This window comes from Olsenella profusa F0195, assembly GCF_000468755.1.
GTDB lineage: Bacteria > Actinomycetota > Coriobacteriia > Coriobacteriales > Atopobiaceae > Olsenella_F > Olsenella_F profusa.
Map to the genome: position 1 here is coordinate 104458 of NZ_AWEZ01000061.1, position 14257 is coordinate 118714.

13 protein-coding genes and 2 pseudogenes are annotated in these 14257 nt (G+C 61.9%); 3 read left to right on the forward strand and 12 right to left on the reverse strand.

Annotated features, from left to right (window positions below; all coding sequences use genetic code 11):
* The first annotated feature begins 12 nt into the window (after positions 1-12).
* Entirely contained in the window at positions 13-969 is a 957-nt protein-coding gene (locus HMPREF1316_RS09200; protein ID WP_021726645.1) for a sugar kinase, read from the forward strand.
* 175 nt (positions 970-1144) lie between these two features.
* Positions 1145-1980: pseudogene (gene eda, locus HMPREF1316_RS09205) on the forward strand (bifunctional 4-hydroxy-2-oxoglutarate aldolase/2-dehydro-3-deoxy-phosphogluconate aldolase).
* A 60-nt stretch (positions 1981-2040) separates the two neighbouring features.
* Here eda (HMPREF1316_RS09205) and uxuA read toward each other — a convergent pair.
* On the reverse strand, positions 2041-3120 hold the full coding sequence (gene uxuA, locus HMPREF1316_RS09210; protein ID WP_021726733.1) for a mannonate dehydratase: 1080 nt from the start codon (positions 3118-3120) through the stop codon (positions 2041-2043).
* 17 nt (positions 3121-3137) lie between these two features.
* A complete protein-coding gene (yiaK, locus tag HMPREF1316_RS09215) occupies positions 3138-4190 on the reverse strand; it encodes a 3-dehydro-L-gulonate 2-dehydrogenase (protein WP_040652071.1) in 1053 nt (350 codons plus the stop codon).
* A 421-nt stretch (positions 4191-4611) separates the two neighbouring features.
* Between yiaK and HMPREF1316_RS15105 the strand changes: the two are divergent.
* Positions 4612-4923 (forward strand): annotated as a pseudogene (locus HMPREF1316_RS15105) (DUF234 domain-containing protein); the annotation flags it as partial.
* A gap of 326 nt (positions 4924-5249) precedes the next feature.
* Here HMPREF1316_RS15105 and ilvD read toward each other — a convergent pair.
* The 10 genes from ilvD to HMPREF1316_RS09265 all read right to left on the reverse strand — a co-directional run bounded on the left by ilvD (position 5250) and on the right by HMPREF1316_RS09265 (position 14215).
* On the reverse strand, positions 5250-6893 hold the full coding sequence (gene ilvD / locus HMPREF1316_RS09220; protein ID WP_021726697.1) for a dihydroxy-acid dehydratase: 1644 nt from the start codon (positions 6891-6893) through the stop codon (positions 5250-5252).
* Positions 6894-6935: 42 nt separating this feature from the next.
* Complete coding sequence (locus tag HMPREF1316_RS09225) at positions 6936-8012, reverse strand: iron-containing alcohol dehydrogenase family protein (RefSeq protein WP_232204510.1); 1077 nt, start codon at positions 8010-8012, stop codon at positions 6936-6938.
* Positions 8013-8068: 56 nt separating this feature from the next.
* On the reverse strand, positions 8069-8728 hold the full coding sequence (eda, locus tag HMPREF1316_RS09230) for a bifunctional 4-hydroxy-2-oxoglutarate aldolase/2-dehydro-3-deoxy-phosphogluconate aldolase (RefSeq protein ID WP_021726676.1): 660 nt from the start codon (positions 8726-8728) through the stop codon (positions 8069-8071).
* 26 nt (positions 8729-8754) lie between these two features.
* Positions 8755-9708, reverse strand: a complete 954-nt coding sequence (locus HMPREF1316_RS09235; RefSeq protein ID WP_021726727.1) for a hypothetical protein — start codon at positions 9706-9708, stop codon at positions 8755-8757.
* A gap of 3 nt (positions 9709-9711) precedes the next feature.
* On the reverse strand, positions 9712-10374 hold the full coding sequence (locus tag HMPREF1316_RS09240; protein ID WP_021726684.1) for an HAD family hydrolase: 663 nt from the start codon (positions 10372-10374) through the stop codon (positions 9712-9714).
* Positions 10375-10428: 54 nt separating this feature from the next.
* Positions 10429-10860, reverse strand: coding sequence for a PTS sugar transporter subunit IIA (locus HMPREF1316_RS09245; RefSeq protein WP_021726681.1), 432 nt, complete (start codon positions 10858-10860; stop codon positions 10429-10431).
* Positions 10860-11366, reverse strand: coding sequence for a PTS sugar transporter subunit IIB (locus HMPREF1316_RS09250; RefSeq protein WP_021726765.1), 507 nt, complete (start codon positions 11364-11366; stop codon positions 10860-10862). Before HMPREF1316_RS09250 ends, HMPREF1316_RS09245 begins: the two co-directional genes overlap by 1 nt.
* 18 nt (positions 11367-11384) lie before the next feature.
* The gene (locus HMPREF1316_RS09255; protein ID WP_021726703.1) at positions 11385-12281 is read right to left on the reverse strand and encodes a PTS system mannose/fructose/sorbose family transporter subunit IID; all 897 of its coding nucleotides are present in this window, start codon (positions 12279-12281) and stop codon (positions 11385-11387) included.
* Positions 12282-12319: 38 nt separating this feature from the next.
* Positions 12320-13144, reverse strand: coding sequence for a PTS mannose/fructose/sorbose/N-acetylgalactosamine transporter subunit IIC (locus tag HMPREF1316_RS09260; RefSeq protein ID WP_021726722.1), 825 nt, complete (start codon positions 13142-13144; stop codon positions 12320-12322).
* 273 nt (positions 13145-13417) lie between these two features.
* A complete protein-coding gene (locus tag HMPREF1316_RS09265) occupies positions 13418-14215 on the reverse strand; it encodes a MurR/RpiR family transcriptional regulator (RefSeq protein ID WP_232204511.1) in 798 nt (265 codons plus the stop codon).
* Positions 14216-14257 lie beyond the last annotated feature (42 nt).

Genomic DNA, 14257 nt, shown 5'->3' on the forward strand with positions numbered 1-14257 from the left:
GGTAGGAGTCACATGCAGGAACAAAAGGGGATTCTCTTGGTGGGCGAGCCCATGGGGCTCTACATGTCACAGCAGGAGGGCGGGCTCGACCGGGCCCGCACCTTCGCCCTGGCCGTTGCCGGGGCAGAGCTGAACGTTGCCATCGGCGTGAGCCGCCTGGGACACCGGGTGGGCTACCTCACCAAACTCGGTGACGACTTCCATGGCAGGCTCATCGTCAGGCTCATGAACCAGTGTGGCATCTCCACCGAGTTTACGACCCGCACCAGCGAGCGGCCGACGGGCATCATGTTCAAGAGCCTCACGCCTAACGGCGATCCGGAAATCTACTACCTGCGCCGGGGGTCAGCCGCCTCGACCCTCTCTCCCGCCGACGTGGCCGACCTCGACATGTCCGTCTACGGCATCCTGCACCTCACGGGCATCATGCCCGCGCTCTCCGAGTCGACGCGCGCGGCCACGAGGCTCCTGGTGCGGCGCGCACGCGAGGCGGGCCTCACGATCTCCTTCGACCCCAACCTCCGTCCCCAGCTCTGGCCCGACCGCCAGACGATGGCCGCGTTCATGAACGAGATGGCCTCCCAGGTTGACCTCTTCCTCCCCGGCATCGCCGAGACGCGTGAGCTCTTGGGTGACGAGGAGCTCGCGCCCGAGGAGGCGGCCCGACGCTACCGTGAGCTGGGAACGCGCACGGTCATCGTGAAGTGCGGCTCTCGCGGTGCCTACTTTGACACGGACGGCGCGCGGGGATGGGGAGGCACCTTCCCCGTCGAGCACACCGTCGACACGGTGGGTGCCGGGGACGGCTTTGCGGCAGGCGTACTCACCGCCCTTCTGGAGGGGCTGGACATCCGCGCCGCCGTCACACGTGGCAACGCCATTGGCAGCCTCCAGGTACAGGCGCGCGGGGACAACGAGGGCATGCCCGACCGCGAGGGGCTTGCTGCTTATCTCTCCCGCAACCACTAGCCCACCATGACCCACTCTCCCGCGACGAGCCATCGATTGGAAGGAGCGGACATGTTCGAGAGCCTCCTGCGCGACGTACACGCCATCGGCACGTCCCCGTCATCGCACTCGGCGCGGCCCAGGACGCCGCGCCGCTCGGCCAGGCCCTGGTGGAGGGGGCATCCCCACGGCCGAGGTGACCTTCCGCACCGCCGCGAGCGAGGCCTCCATACGCGAGATGGCCTCCAAGGTGCCCGGTATCCTCGTCGGGGCCGGCACCGTCACTTCGGTCGAGGTAGCCCGGCGGGCAGTGGACGCCGGCGCCCGCTACATCGTCACGCCCGGGTATGACCCGCGGTCGTCGAGTGATGCATCGACCACGAGGTTCCCATCCTCCCCGGCACCGCCACCCCCGGCGAGATCAAGGACGCCCAGAACCATGGACTCGCGGCCGTGAAGTTTTTCCCGGCCGAGGTGAACGGCGGTGTCCCCGCGCTCAAGGCCCTTGCCGGACCCTATGGGTCCATGCGCTTCGTGCCCACAGGCGGCATCGGGCCGCCCAACCTCACCAGCTACCTCTCCCAGCCCAACGTCCTTGCCTGCGGCGGCTCGTGGCTGGCCCCGAAGGATCTCGTCGCCCAGGGACGCTTCGATGAGATCCGTGAGATCTGCCGTCGGTCGAGCTATGCGATGCATGGCTTCGAGCTTGCACATGTGGGCATCAACTGCGACGATGCGGCGGAGGCCAAGGAGGTCGCCACCTCCTTCGCGACCCTGTTCGGCTTGCCCGTCTATGACAAGGGAGGAGGCTGCTTCGCCAGCGACATGGTGGACGTCGTGAAGGGGCGGCTCCTGGGCGAGCGGGGACACATCGGCGTGAGCTGCGTGGATGTTGACCGTGCCAAAGCCTGGTTCGAGCGGCGGGGGTACCGCTTCGTGGAGAAGGGCGTCAACCGCGACGAGCGTGGCTACACCTCCGTGTTCCTCGAGGGCGAGGTGGGCGGCTTCGCCGTGCGGCTGCGCCGGAGGTAGCGGCGCCCCCTCGTGTCGGTCCATCCTGGTGGCGCCTACGAGACTCGAGGCGCCCGGCCTCTACGCACCCCGCTTCTCCAGGGCCTCCCAGAGGCCATTGAGGTAGGCGATGCCGAGCGCGCGGTCGTAGAGGCCGTAGCCCGCACGACCCGTCTCACCCCAGATCATGCGCCCATGATCGGGACGGATGAACCCGTCGAAGCCGTTGTCGTGCAGGGCGGCCATGATCTTGAACATGTCGAGGGAGCCATCCCGGGAGAGGTGGCCAGCCTCGTAGAAGTCCCTGCTCTTCCCAGGCTCGAGGTACTTGATGTTGCGCGCATGGACGAAGTGGATGCGGCCACGCCGGGTGAACTCGGCAAGGATCGCGTACACGTCGTTGGAGGGATCCTCCGCGATGGAGCCCGTACAGAGCGTGATGCCGTTCGCCGGGGAGTCCACGGCACGGCAGAGCCAGTCGAGATCCTCGCGACCCTTGATGATACGTGGCAGGCCAAAGAGACTGTAGGGTGGGTCATCGGGATGGATGGCCATCCTCACGCCACACTCCTCGCAGGTGGGGATGATACTCTCAAGGAAGTGCACCAGGTTCGCGCGCAGCTGTTCCTCCCCCACGCCCCGGTAGATCTCGAAGAGGTGCTTTATCTGCGCAAGACGCTCGGGCTCCCAGCCGGGGAGGACGTAGTTCCCCGTGCCCTGGGCATAGCGCTCGAGCAGCACGTTGGGGTCATCGGGAATCTCCCGCCCCCTGAAGGCCAGGGTGTTCGAACCATCTGGCAGCTGGAAGCTGAGGTCGCTCTTCACCCAGTCGAAGACCGGCATGAAGTTGTAACAGATGACCTGGATGCCCTGGTGGGCGAGGTTGCGGATGGTCTGGCAGTAGTTGGCTATGTACCTGTCGCGCGTGGAAAGGCCGGCCTTGATGTCATCGTGCACGTTGACCGACTCGATCACCTTGAGCGTGAGGCCGACGCCCTCGATCTCGCGCCTGAGGGCGGCGATGCGCTCCTCGGGCCACACCTCGCCCACGGGGATGTCCATGAGGCAGCCCACCACGCCATCGACGCCCGGAATCTCCCGTATCTGCCGGAGGGTGATCCTCTCCTCGCTCGAGCCGTACCACCTGAAGGTCATTTCCATGCCGCTTGCTCCCCTGCCTACACCGCGGAGAGATCCTCGATGGAACCCTCCGTCCCCTCTGCCAGGCCGCACACCTGCTGCCAGATCATCTCGTCCACCACGACGCCCTCCCTGAGGTTGCGCTCACGGGTCTGGAGCGTACGCTCCCCGGGATAGGTGACCGGGTAGTCGGGGTCGAGGGGCGTGGCGGCATCCGCGCGGGCGATGCGCTCGTTGACCATCCCCTGGACTTCCTCCTCGCTGCCGAAGAGATAGGGATCCAGGGCCACGAAGACCTGGCAGGCACCCGTGCACGAGCCCCTTCCCTCGTCATCCATCTGCGAGCCCGACTTGCCGTTTGCCAGCGCTGCCGCCACGAGATCGAGCGCCAGGGCCATGCCCGAACCCTTCCAGTAGCCTGTGGGGAGGATGCGGCGCGTCTCCTCGATGGTCACGGGGTCGGACGTGAGGTTTCCCTGGGCGTCGAAGCCTCCCGGGTAGGGCAGCTGGACTCCCTGAAGGCGGCAGGAGCCGATCTTGCCCCACGAGTACTGGCTCAGGGCCATGTCGAGCACGACGGGCCCTTCCGACCGGGGGACCGCGATGCAAATGGGGTTGTTGCCCACACTTGGCTCCGCGGAGCCCCACAGGGGCATGGAGCTCTCCGTGTTGGTCCAGCAGAGGGCCATCATCCCCGCCTCCGCCGCCTGCCAGGCATAGGTGCCACCTCGCATCCAGTGGGTCGTGTTCCTGAGGGCGATGCAACCGATACCATGCTCCCTTGCGAGGGCGATGGCACGGCCCATGGCGAAGCGAGCGTTAGTGATGCCCGGGCCCAGGTGCCCATCATAGTTCTCGACCGCACCGTGCGCGCCCACCAGCTCGGGGGTGGCGGAGGGATCGACCCACCCCTTGCGCACGTAGTCGATGAAGCGCGGAACCCGGTTGAGGCCATGCGACTCGATGCCGTCCAGGGACGTCGATGCGTGCGTCCGGGCGCACTCGGAGGCTACCTCATCGCTGAGGCCCGCCCTGAGGAGGGCTCGTCTGATGGTCGCCTCCACCTCATCATAGGAAACGCGGATGCTCATCCTCTCATCTCCTGCCTCGTCTGCCGTCCTCACAGGCATACATATGCTCCGCTCATTCTCCCTCGCAGCGGGACATGCCGAGACGGCAGTGCCCCGAGTCAGCGCATTGGCTAGGTGAGCGTAGGAAAAGCTTTCAGAAACCGGTTTTGTCAGCTGATTGCCTTGGGCATCCGTATAACGCCCAGTCCTAGCCGAGGTCCCAGACGTTATCTCCGCTGAGTGCGAATGCGGGCGCTGCCGCGAATGCCATATTCGCCGACCGCCCACCTCCCATGTCACGCATCGTCGACGTAAACAATGTCATGGCCAACAACAACTAGCGGCACATGACTTACTGACGGACGAGGAGATGCCCACGTATGTGGGTCATTGGTCCAAGGACATCTGCCTCCAGTGAACAGTCTCCCAGGCCAAGGCAGGAGCCCTACCCTTCCCTGCGACCAAGTTCGGAAGATGGTGGGGTGCCGACCAGGAGGATCGGGAGCAAGCCGACATCGACCTCGTTATTTCGAATAACCGCCGGGATGGGCTTCTTGTTGGTGAGTGCAAGTGGCGCACCTCGTTTGATGGGACCGAAGCCGCACGAAAGCTCATGCACCGAACGGGCCTCATCGGAAGCTATACGTCCACAAACCACGCCCTGTTCTCCAAGCGAGCCATCGGCCAGGCAACGAGAGAGAAACTGGGCGAGGATGGGATGTTCGTCGATGCCGCGCAGCTGTATGAAGGGTGATCGTATACCCTCTCGATCCCGACTGTCACTTCTGCTGAGTGCGCAGTGGCATCAATGCGACGGGCATCATCCTCATCGGGCATGCGTTTTGAGGCGAGACGGGCGTCGCATGCGTTGAGTAAACGCCAGACCAGGTCACTCAGCAGAGATGGCATCCTCCGCCACACTGCCTGTGGGCCTTGGCTGTGCGCCCCGGCGCGGCGGGAGCATGGATTGTCTGAGCATAGGCATCTGAATCGGACATGCGCAGAGGGAGTGACGAAGCAAGGGCATGCCCGATCTGTGACAGCAGCGCCAGGCAAAAGCGTATCGCAAGCTACGGCTGCCTACCGATTGCAGAGCGCACCGTCCTTCGCGGGGCCAACGAGCCTCACATAGCGATGCAGGAGTCCACGGGGAACCTCGTGGACAACGGGCTCCCACTCGACGCGGCGGCGCTCAAGATCTTCGTCAGAGACCTCGACGTTAATCGAGTTCGCACCCAGGTCGATGTCGACGATATCGCCGTCCTTCACCAGGGCGATATTGCCACCCTCTGCGGCCTCGGGACAGAGATACCCAACGGAAAGGCCGCCCGAGGCACCGGAGAAGCGCCCGTCGGTGATGACGGCAGAGCCTGGGATGCCCTTCATGATCTCCGTAACGCGGTGGAGCTCCTTCATGCCGGGTCCACCCACTGGACCCTCGTAGCGGATGATGACCGCCGTGCCAGCGGCAATCCTCTTCGCGTTGTATGCGGCAAAGCACTCCTCCTCGCTGTCGAAGCACATGGCGGGTCCGTGGAAGACGTGCTGGCCTGCCGGAACGGCGCTCGTTTTGACGAGCGTGCCCTCGGTCGCAATGTTGCCATAGAGCACCTGAATGCCATTCACCACGGACGCAGGGTCATCCTGGGTACGGATGACCGAGCGGTCGATGTCTCTGACCCCAGCAAGGTTCTCGCCGAGGGTCTTGCCATTGATGGTCATCACGGAGGTGTCGAGAGATGCCTCGATGGTCTTCATGACCGCAGGAACCCCGCCTGCCTTGTACAGGCTCACACAGGAGATGTCGCCGTTCGGGACAATGTCGCAGACGACCGGGGTCTTGCTCGTGGCCTCCGCAACCTGCGCCCAAGTGACCGAGCAGCCAAGCTCGTCCGCAATGGCGGGGAGGTGCAACAGGGCGTTGAGCGATCCGCCGATGGAGGCAAGAAGGGCCACGGCGTTGTCGAAGGCTGCCTGCGTCATGATGTCGGACGCCTTGACGCCCTTGCGCACCATCTCGACGACTGCCACGCCCGTGCGGCGGGCGATGAAACGGCGCTGCGCCGTGGGAGACGGCTGCAGGGCGCCCCCTGGCACCATCATGCCAAGGCCCTCCGCCAGGCAGCACATGGTATTCGCGGTTCCCAGGAACGGGCAGATGCCCGGACCCGTGTAGTACTTGAGCGTGCCCTCGATGACCTCTTGCTCGGTGGCCTCCCCCCTCAGGAAGCGGGCGCGCAGCTCCTTCGACTGGCTCGGCCTGATCTCGTCATAGCAGGGGCCTGCCGAGACAATCGCACCAGGAAGGTCAATACGGCCGGCGGCCATGAGCATGCCTGGAACGATCTTGTCGCAGCTCGCCATATAGATAACGCCATCGAAGCAGTTGGTGCCCCTCACCATGGCCTCGACAGAATCGGCAACGATCTCGCGGTGGGGAAGGCTGTAGTGCATGCCCTGGTGCCCCTGTGCAATGCCATCACAGATGGCGATGGTGTTGAATTCGATCGGCTCGCCACCTGCCTCGAGGATGCCCTTCTTTACCTCCTCGGCGAGCTTGCGCAGGGGTTCGTGTCCCGGACAGATCTCGTCCCAGCTGTTCGCGATTGCGATGAGTGGCCTGTCCGTGTTGTTCAGGGAGTCAACCGAAACGCCTGCCGAGGCGAAGTGTGCCTTGGTGATTGCCCTCTGGAAGGGCTCGAGCCTGTCGATCGCACGCTCCATGGTAAACGCCTTTCTCTTCTTAAAGCGAAATGATGAACGTCCTCATGCCATTTCAAGGACTGCCTCGTGCAAGCGTTGGCGATCGGCGGGATCATCAGAGTCGTAGTGGCGCGAGTTGACTATGTACTCCTCAATGGTGTTGAGGTTCCCCTCGGTCGGCTCGATGCCGACCTCGCCAAGCGTGAGGGGGAGGTCCATCTTGCGCATGAACTCGCGAAGCTCCTCCTCCTTGTCCCTGAGGCCATTGAAGTACAGCTGACAGAACAGCCCGATGGCAACGATCTCGCCATGGATGGCATTGGCGGCCTCGTGCGTAAAGTGCGTGCGAACACCGTCATATATGACATGCGCAAGCTCCGACTGACGGAAGCTCTTTGTGGCGTTCGCGATGACGCCCGTGACGATGACGTTCAGGAAGGCGACGTCGGTAAGCTTCTTCGTGACCTTCCCGGCACGGTTGTCCTCGATGGCCTGGATGCCCTCCTGAGCCAGGACGTCGTAGGCATAGTCCGCCATGTTGTACGCAGTGTAGACGTCAATCGGCGTGTCCTCGAGGAGCATCTGAGGCCGCCCGTTGAGCATCTCGACCTTCTTTGCCATTGCGTCAAGGATGCCGGCGGCATTGTAGCGGATGGGGCATGCGGCAATGACGTCCATGTCCATGTAGACGCCATCGATCTCGTGGTCGAAGCGCCAGCTCTTGAGCTTGCCGCCCTCGGCGGTGTACATGACGCTCATGCAGGTGAAGGGGGCGCAGCAGGAGGCGCTCGTGGGTACGTTGATGGCCCCGAGGCCCGCAAGTTCACCGACGGCCTTTGAGAGGTCCGTGATCTTGCCGCCACCGACACCAACGATCTCGTCGCAGCCCTCGGCCCCTGCCTTGTCCGCAAGCGCCTGCGCACCTTCGAAGCTGCACCAGCCGGTGTAGATCTCGAGCTGATGGTCGACACCAGCCGCCTCCATGCTGGGAACAAGCTCGTCCTTAACGGCATCCCATGAACGGGGACCCGCCACGATGAGCATCTTCCTGCCAAAGCGCGCGAGCTCCTCGCCAAGTTGGGACAGCAGTCCCTGCTCGCAGCGAACTCGTCCGGCACCAAATTTGATTGCGCTATCCAACTTGGGTTGATGAGCCATTCTCCCTCCCAAGACCCCAGAATCATTCAGCAGTGGCATTAGGCACAGTGGGTGCAGACGGCTGCCGACACCTCGGAGGCAATGGTCTCTACCTGGGAGAAGTCGCCATCGGCAAAGAGCTCTGGCTTGACCATCCAGGTACCGCCCACGGCGATGATCGAGGGGTTCGCCAGGTAGTCCGTGAGGTTCTCGGAGTTGACGCCACCGGTCGGCATGAAGCGATGGCCCACAAACACGCTGGCCAGAGCGTTGATGGCCGGAATCCCGCCATAGATGTTCGCGGGGAAGAACTTGGTCACGTGCACGTCCCTGTTGATGAGGGCCATCAACTCGCTCGGCGTGACAGCCGCAGGGATCACATTGACCTCGTTCGCAATGCACCACTCGACGGTCTCGATGTCATAGCCGGGCCCCACGATGAACCGTGCACCAGCATCGACCGCGCGCTTCGCCTGCTCGACGTTGATGACGGTTCCTGCGCCAACGAGGATATCCGGGCACTTCTCGGACACCTTGCGGATGCAGTCGGCCGCAGCAGCGGTGCGAAACGTCACCTCGGCAGCCGGCAGACCGCCCTTGACGAGGGCGTTGGCCAGCGGCACGGCATCCTCAGCCCTCTCAAGCACGACAACGGGAATGACGCCCGTCTTCGAGAGAGCCTCGTAGAATCCGTTCTTGTTCATATACTCGGTCAGCATAGTTCCTCCCAGATGATTTCGTTGGGCTATTGGGCCAGTGCCATGAGAAGAGAGCTTCGATCGATCACCCTTTGGGTGCCGACCTCGCTCGAGGTGTCGATGACAATCTCCCCGGTGCCGTCTTCTTTGCCAGCGCACACGAGGTAGTCCCCGTACTGCTTGCGCTTCTCGGTACCCAGTCGCCTAACGGCGACCCGGTCCTCCCACTCAGGGGGGCAACGCAGATTGGTGAGGCAGATCGGATCTCCATCCGAGCCAAGGGAGTCCACGTAGATGCGCCTCGGCCTGCGTCTTCCCAGGCGCCTACGCAACATCTCGAGCCCGCGCCCAGACCGGCACCCCTCATCCACGAAAGCGAAGGCGACCTTCTTGCCGGAAGCCTCGTCTCGCACCTGCCTGGCCAGGTCAAAGAGAACTGCCAGGCTCGATGAGTTCCTCACCCTGTTGTTCCATCTTGGAAGGCCCTCCCTAAAGCCTGTGACGAAAGCGAGCAGGGGCACGCAGAGGGCAACGAAGAGCAGACCTCCCAGACTCAGGATGCCAGCGGAGAAGACCAGCGGAAGTGCGAAACGATAGATGAGAAGGGCGCCCGCGAGGGCAGTCACGCCCAGCAACAGCGAGGACACCAAGACGTCTTGGGGGCGGAAGCCCGTTTGGAATGCCTTGGAACCTCGATCCGGAAGCGTAAGCCCAGGCGTGTCGTAGTACGTGATAAAGAGCACGTCGGCATGATCAACATCACCGGCGTAGAGATTGACGAAACGCTTCGAGCCAGCACCCCTGACCACGTGACTGTCCTCGTCAAGTGAGGGTCCGTATCCGCACAGCTCAAACTGACGGGCCGCCGCAGCCAGGAAGCGCTTCTTCTGGCCTCGCGTGCAACGCCTTCCGAGGATCACGCCGTAGCGAAGGATCAGGTCGCCCACGCGCGTGTCGCGATCCTCGGGCTCAACGTATGCCTGCCTCTCGGGAATTCCCAAGATTCACACCCCACTTTCCATATCCAACAGACGAAGCGCAATCCGTAGGTCACTGGCGCACGCGATGCCATCCGGTATCTCAAACGCGGGTGAGCTCGTGTCCGGCACAAGCCAGACGTCGATGCCAGCCGCAAACGCTGCGTGTCGCCCCGTCAGCGAGTCCTCGAAGGCGACTGCCGTCGAGGGGCTGCACTCAAACTTCTCAAGCGCCTTCTGGTAGGGCTCGGGGTTCGGCTTCCTCTGCCCTACGTCCTCCGAGGCCACGATATGATCAACGAGCCCCAGGAAACCGAGCCTCTCCGCAATCGCCACGACGCGACGGCGCAACGACGAGGAGACGACACACACGTGGCGGTTGGCATCATGAACGACACGAAGGGCATGGAGGGCGAACGGCTTCGGCTTGATTCCGCCCGCCGCTATCGCGCCGTACACATACTCCTCACGCAACGCATACAGCCTTGGGTAGAGGTCCGGGTCGTGAAAGCGCCTCTCTACCGCAGCGCTCGTATAGTCGATGCTCCTTCCGACCCAGGACTCAAGCTCGGAGTCGGGCATGTCGAGCCCTGCCCTGTCAAAGGCCGTGCGCCAGCCTTCCCGATAGACGCGCTCGGTGTCAACGAGAAGCCCGTCGAAGTCGAAGATGTAAAGCCCCTTCTTCGCCACGCCAACCTCTCCCCTTAGAGGGGGTCACGCCACATTCGACGCGGCCCCACCTGACTAGTAGTCGCCGTCGTTCTCGTCGTCTACGACCTGGACGGGTTCGCCAATGCCCCTATGACCCGCTTCCATGGCCACGCTGACAAGCCCTTCGAGCGTGGAACCCTCTCTCATGGAGACTGCCTCTGCAAGCATCCCCAGGTTCATGCCAGATACGATGCGAATCCGCACGCCCTCCCCCTCAAGCGCATGGGCCACCTTCTGCGTCACGTTGAACGGAGACGCACCAAAGAGGTCGACAAGCGCAAGAACCCCATCGCCATCGTTGAGGTCACGCGTCTTCTGGGCGATCTGGGACTCGAAGACCTCGTAGTCCTCCCCCATCACGAGCGAGACGTGGTCGAGCTGCTCGACCTCACCCATGACCATGCCCAAGGTATCGAGCATGCCCTCGGCCATCCTCCCGTGGCTGACGAGCAGAATCCCTACCATCACTCGCTAACCCCTTCCATGATCTTGGCCGCCTCTTTGAGGGTCATCTTCGGAAGTGAGGGCGTGGCTTGGAAGTAGATGTCAATGCCATAGTCGCGCTCGAACTCGCAGAGGAGGTCATACTGAGCACGGTTTATGTGAACGGCCTTGATGATTTCGGTGAGGCCGGGACGCGCAGGCAGGCCTCCTAGGTTCAGCGTCCTGATGGGGACGCCACCCTTGATGATGCCGGCCATGACCTCGATGGACTTGGTGAGGAGAATCACCTTGTAGTCATCATACTGACGATCGTTCCAGTAGCGAACCGCTCCGTCCTCCTTGAGGACACGGCACTTGAGACCCGTACGCGAGCCGGAGCCAAGGATGACGCTCTTGATGAAGTCATCCTTTGCCGAGGTGTTGTCTGCGACGAAGATTGCCGTCGCCCCTGCGGACTTCGAGAGGGTCGTCATAACCTGACCGTGAATGAGGCGCGAATCAACGCGAGCAAGCACAACCTGTCCCATGAGAGTTCTCTCCTAGCCTTAAAGGATACCGATAGCAGCAAGGACACCGAGGATCACTGTCAGACCGAGAAGTGCCTTGGTAACGTTCAGGCCCTTCTTGACGAAGTAGAGGTACACGCCGCCAACGGTCACGAGGGGCAGCAGGCCCGGAAGGATGCTATCGAGGATGTCCTGGATGACAAAGTCCTTGCCGGAGATGTTGAACGCGAGCGGAGAAGCCACCTTGACATAGCTGGCAGCAAGAATGCCCATCATGAACAGGCCAAGGATGGAGAGGCCATCGATGATGCCCTGCATCTTGGAACCCACAATCTCGTTTGCAGCAGAACGACCCAGAGAGAAGCCCAGCTGAGCAAAGTAGTAGCCAATGACGAGCTGATACAGGGAGAAGGCGATGAAGGGGAACAGTGCACCGACCGCAGAGCCAGCCTGAGCCCAAGGCAGGGCGATGGCTATGAAGATGTACTGGACGGTACCGGAATCGATTGAGTCGCCAATGCCGGCCAAGGCACCCATGAGACCGGCCTTGGTATTGTAGATCAGGTCGTCGTCGACGGTGACCGGCAGACCGGATGTGAGCTCTTTGGCACGCGCAGTCTCAAGCGCAGCGGTGATGCCGGTGATGGTGCCGCCGCCCCAAGCGATGGCGGTGTTGAAGAAGAGAAGGTGACGCTGATACGCCGCCGCCAGGTCCTCCTTGCGCTTGTAGAGCTTCTGGAGGATGGGCATGAGGGCCCAGGTAAGTGCAGGTGCGAGGTACTTATCGAAGCAGTGGGGAATCTCATCGGCGAAGTAGAAGCGCAGCCACGCAAGGGCGACGTCCTTCTTAGTGATCTCTTCAGGCTGGTAGTCGGTGTAGTCGGTGGGAGCATTGTCAACTTCAGTGGCCTGGGAGGCCGAAATTGCATCAGTCATGTGTTGCCACCTTTCTGGAAGGGGTCTTGTCTCGGGAATCAGTAGTCGTCATCCTCGTCGGCGGCGCAGGCGGTGCCGGGGACGTTCGACCCGATCATCTCGACGGTCTCGTTCTTCGCCAGGACAAAGATGAAGGCAATGATCGAGCCGACGATGGCATAGGTGATCATGGTGATGTCGAGGCTCTTCAAAATCATCGACAGGAAGAAGGCGAGCAGGAAGAAGATGACGTAGTTCTTCTTGCCGATTGCATAGACGGTGACGGCGATGCCGATTGCCGCAAGTCCGCCGCCAATGGTCTGGAGCACATGGAAGATCACGGTGCCAGAGGCGGAGGAGACGATGTCGGAGATCACGGGAACGCCGAAGTAGAGCGCGACGAACATGAACGGGATGTAGATCACGAAAGCGATGATGATGGGCATGCCGATGATGGCGAAGCCGAGCTTCTTGCTGTCGGCCTCCTTGGCGGCGTCGTCGGCCATGTGGCTCATGACAAGCGTGTTCACAAAGAAGCGGAGCTGGTAAAGATAGGAGCCGAGAAGGCCAACGGGCACGGCGACGGCAATCGCAGACTCGGCGCTCTGGCCGGAAAGCAGGCTGACCGGCACGGCGATGGCCGCGGCGATGGCAGGTTCGGAGGGCATCTGGCCGCCAGGCGAGAAGACGCCCATGTAGATCAGCTGGATTGCTGCAGTGACAACCATTGCGTCAGCAACACGACCAAAGACGATGCCGACGACAAGCCCCGTCATCATTGGGGTGAAGCGCAGCGTGGTCGTGGCACCACCTAAAAATGCGCGAGACATGACCGCTGCAATCCAAATCGAGATTATCAGCGCCTGAGTAACGGTAACTTGCATGAACCTTCCTCCCTCTCTCTTGTCCAACAGGGAAAACGCCACGCTGTGCGCGTGACAGTGCTGCCTCGAGAGAGGAACCCCTTCTCGTGCCCCCTACACGCCGGGGATTCCTCCTTCCCCAAACTCGAGTGCTATTGTAAAACTTAATTTTGAGATTTTCTATATTATTTTAAAATTAAGTTTTTAAAATACCGAAGGAGTCCGCCTTGCATCCCATCGGGAAGGCCGTGTCACGAATTCCTGAAGGGTCGCTCCGCCAACAGCGGAAAGGCGTCAGAGCCTCGTCTCCTTGATGACCGAACGAATCCGAGCAAAGCGGCTTGGATCCTTGTCGATATGTTCGACGTACAGGGCAAAGAGCGTGTCGACGATGACCATCTGGGCGACGGTGGAGGTGATGGCCTCAGGCCTGATCTTCGTCTCTTCGGCAACGGAGCAAATCGTAATGTCACTCTGCTCAGCAAGGGGCGAGGTGGGATTCGAGGTGATGCTCACGATTGGCACCTCACCCTCCTTGAGGATCTTGACAACCCGCATCACGTCCTTGTTGCGACCCGAGTGAGAGACTACGAGAGCGCAGTCGTCAGGAGAGAGGTTTGCCGCGATCTCAAGCTGCATGTGCATGTCGGCCTGGAGGATCATTCGCAAGGAAGTACGCTGAAAGCGATGGAATGCGCTGTACAGAATCGGGAACGACCCACCCGTTCCGAATAGGCCACAGAGCTTGGAACGACCGAGAAGCTGGACGGCAGCGTCGAGGCTCTCCTCCCTGAGAGCCGACATGGTCTCGATGAGGGAGTTGGCACTATGCTCGAAGACTGACTGTGCGGTGTCGAGCGTTGAGCCCCTCTCGAAGTCATCGAAGAAAATGACGGGAAGCCGCGTAGACGCGAGCTGGACGCGCATCTCGCGTAGATTCTCATAGCCAAGAAATTTGACGAAACGGGTAATGGCAGATTTGGAGACCCCAATCGTCTCTGCCAACTCGGCACTCGAGAGATGGCAAGCCTCCTGTGAGTGGTCGAGCAGATAGGTGGCAATCAGTCGATCCGTCTTGCTCATGTCGGCCATGCGGCTCCTGGCTCGGCTAGAAAACTCGATTCCCATGTGCTC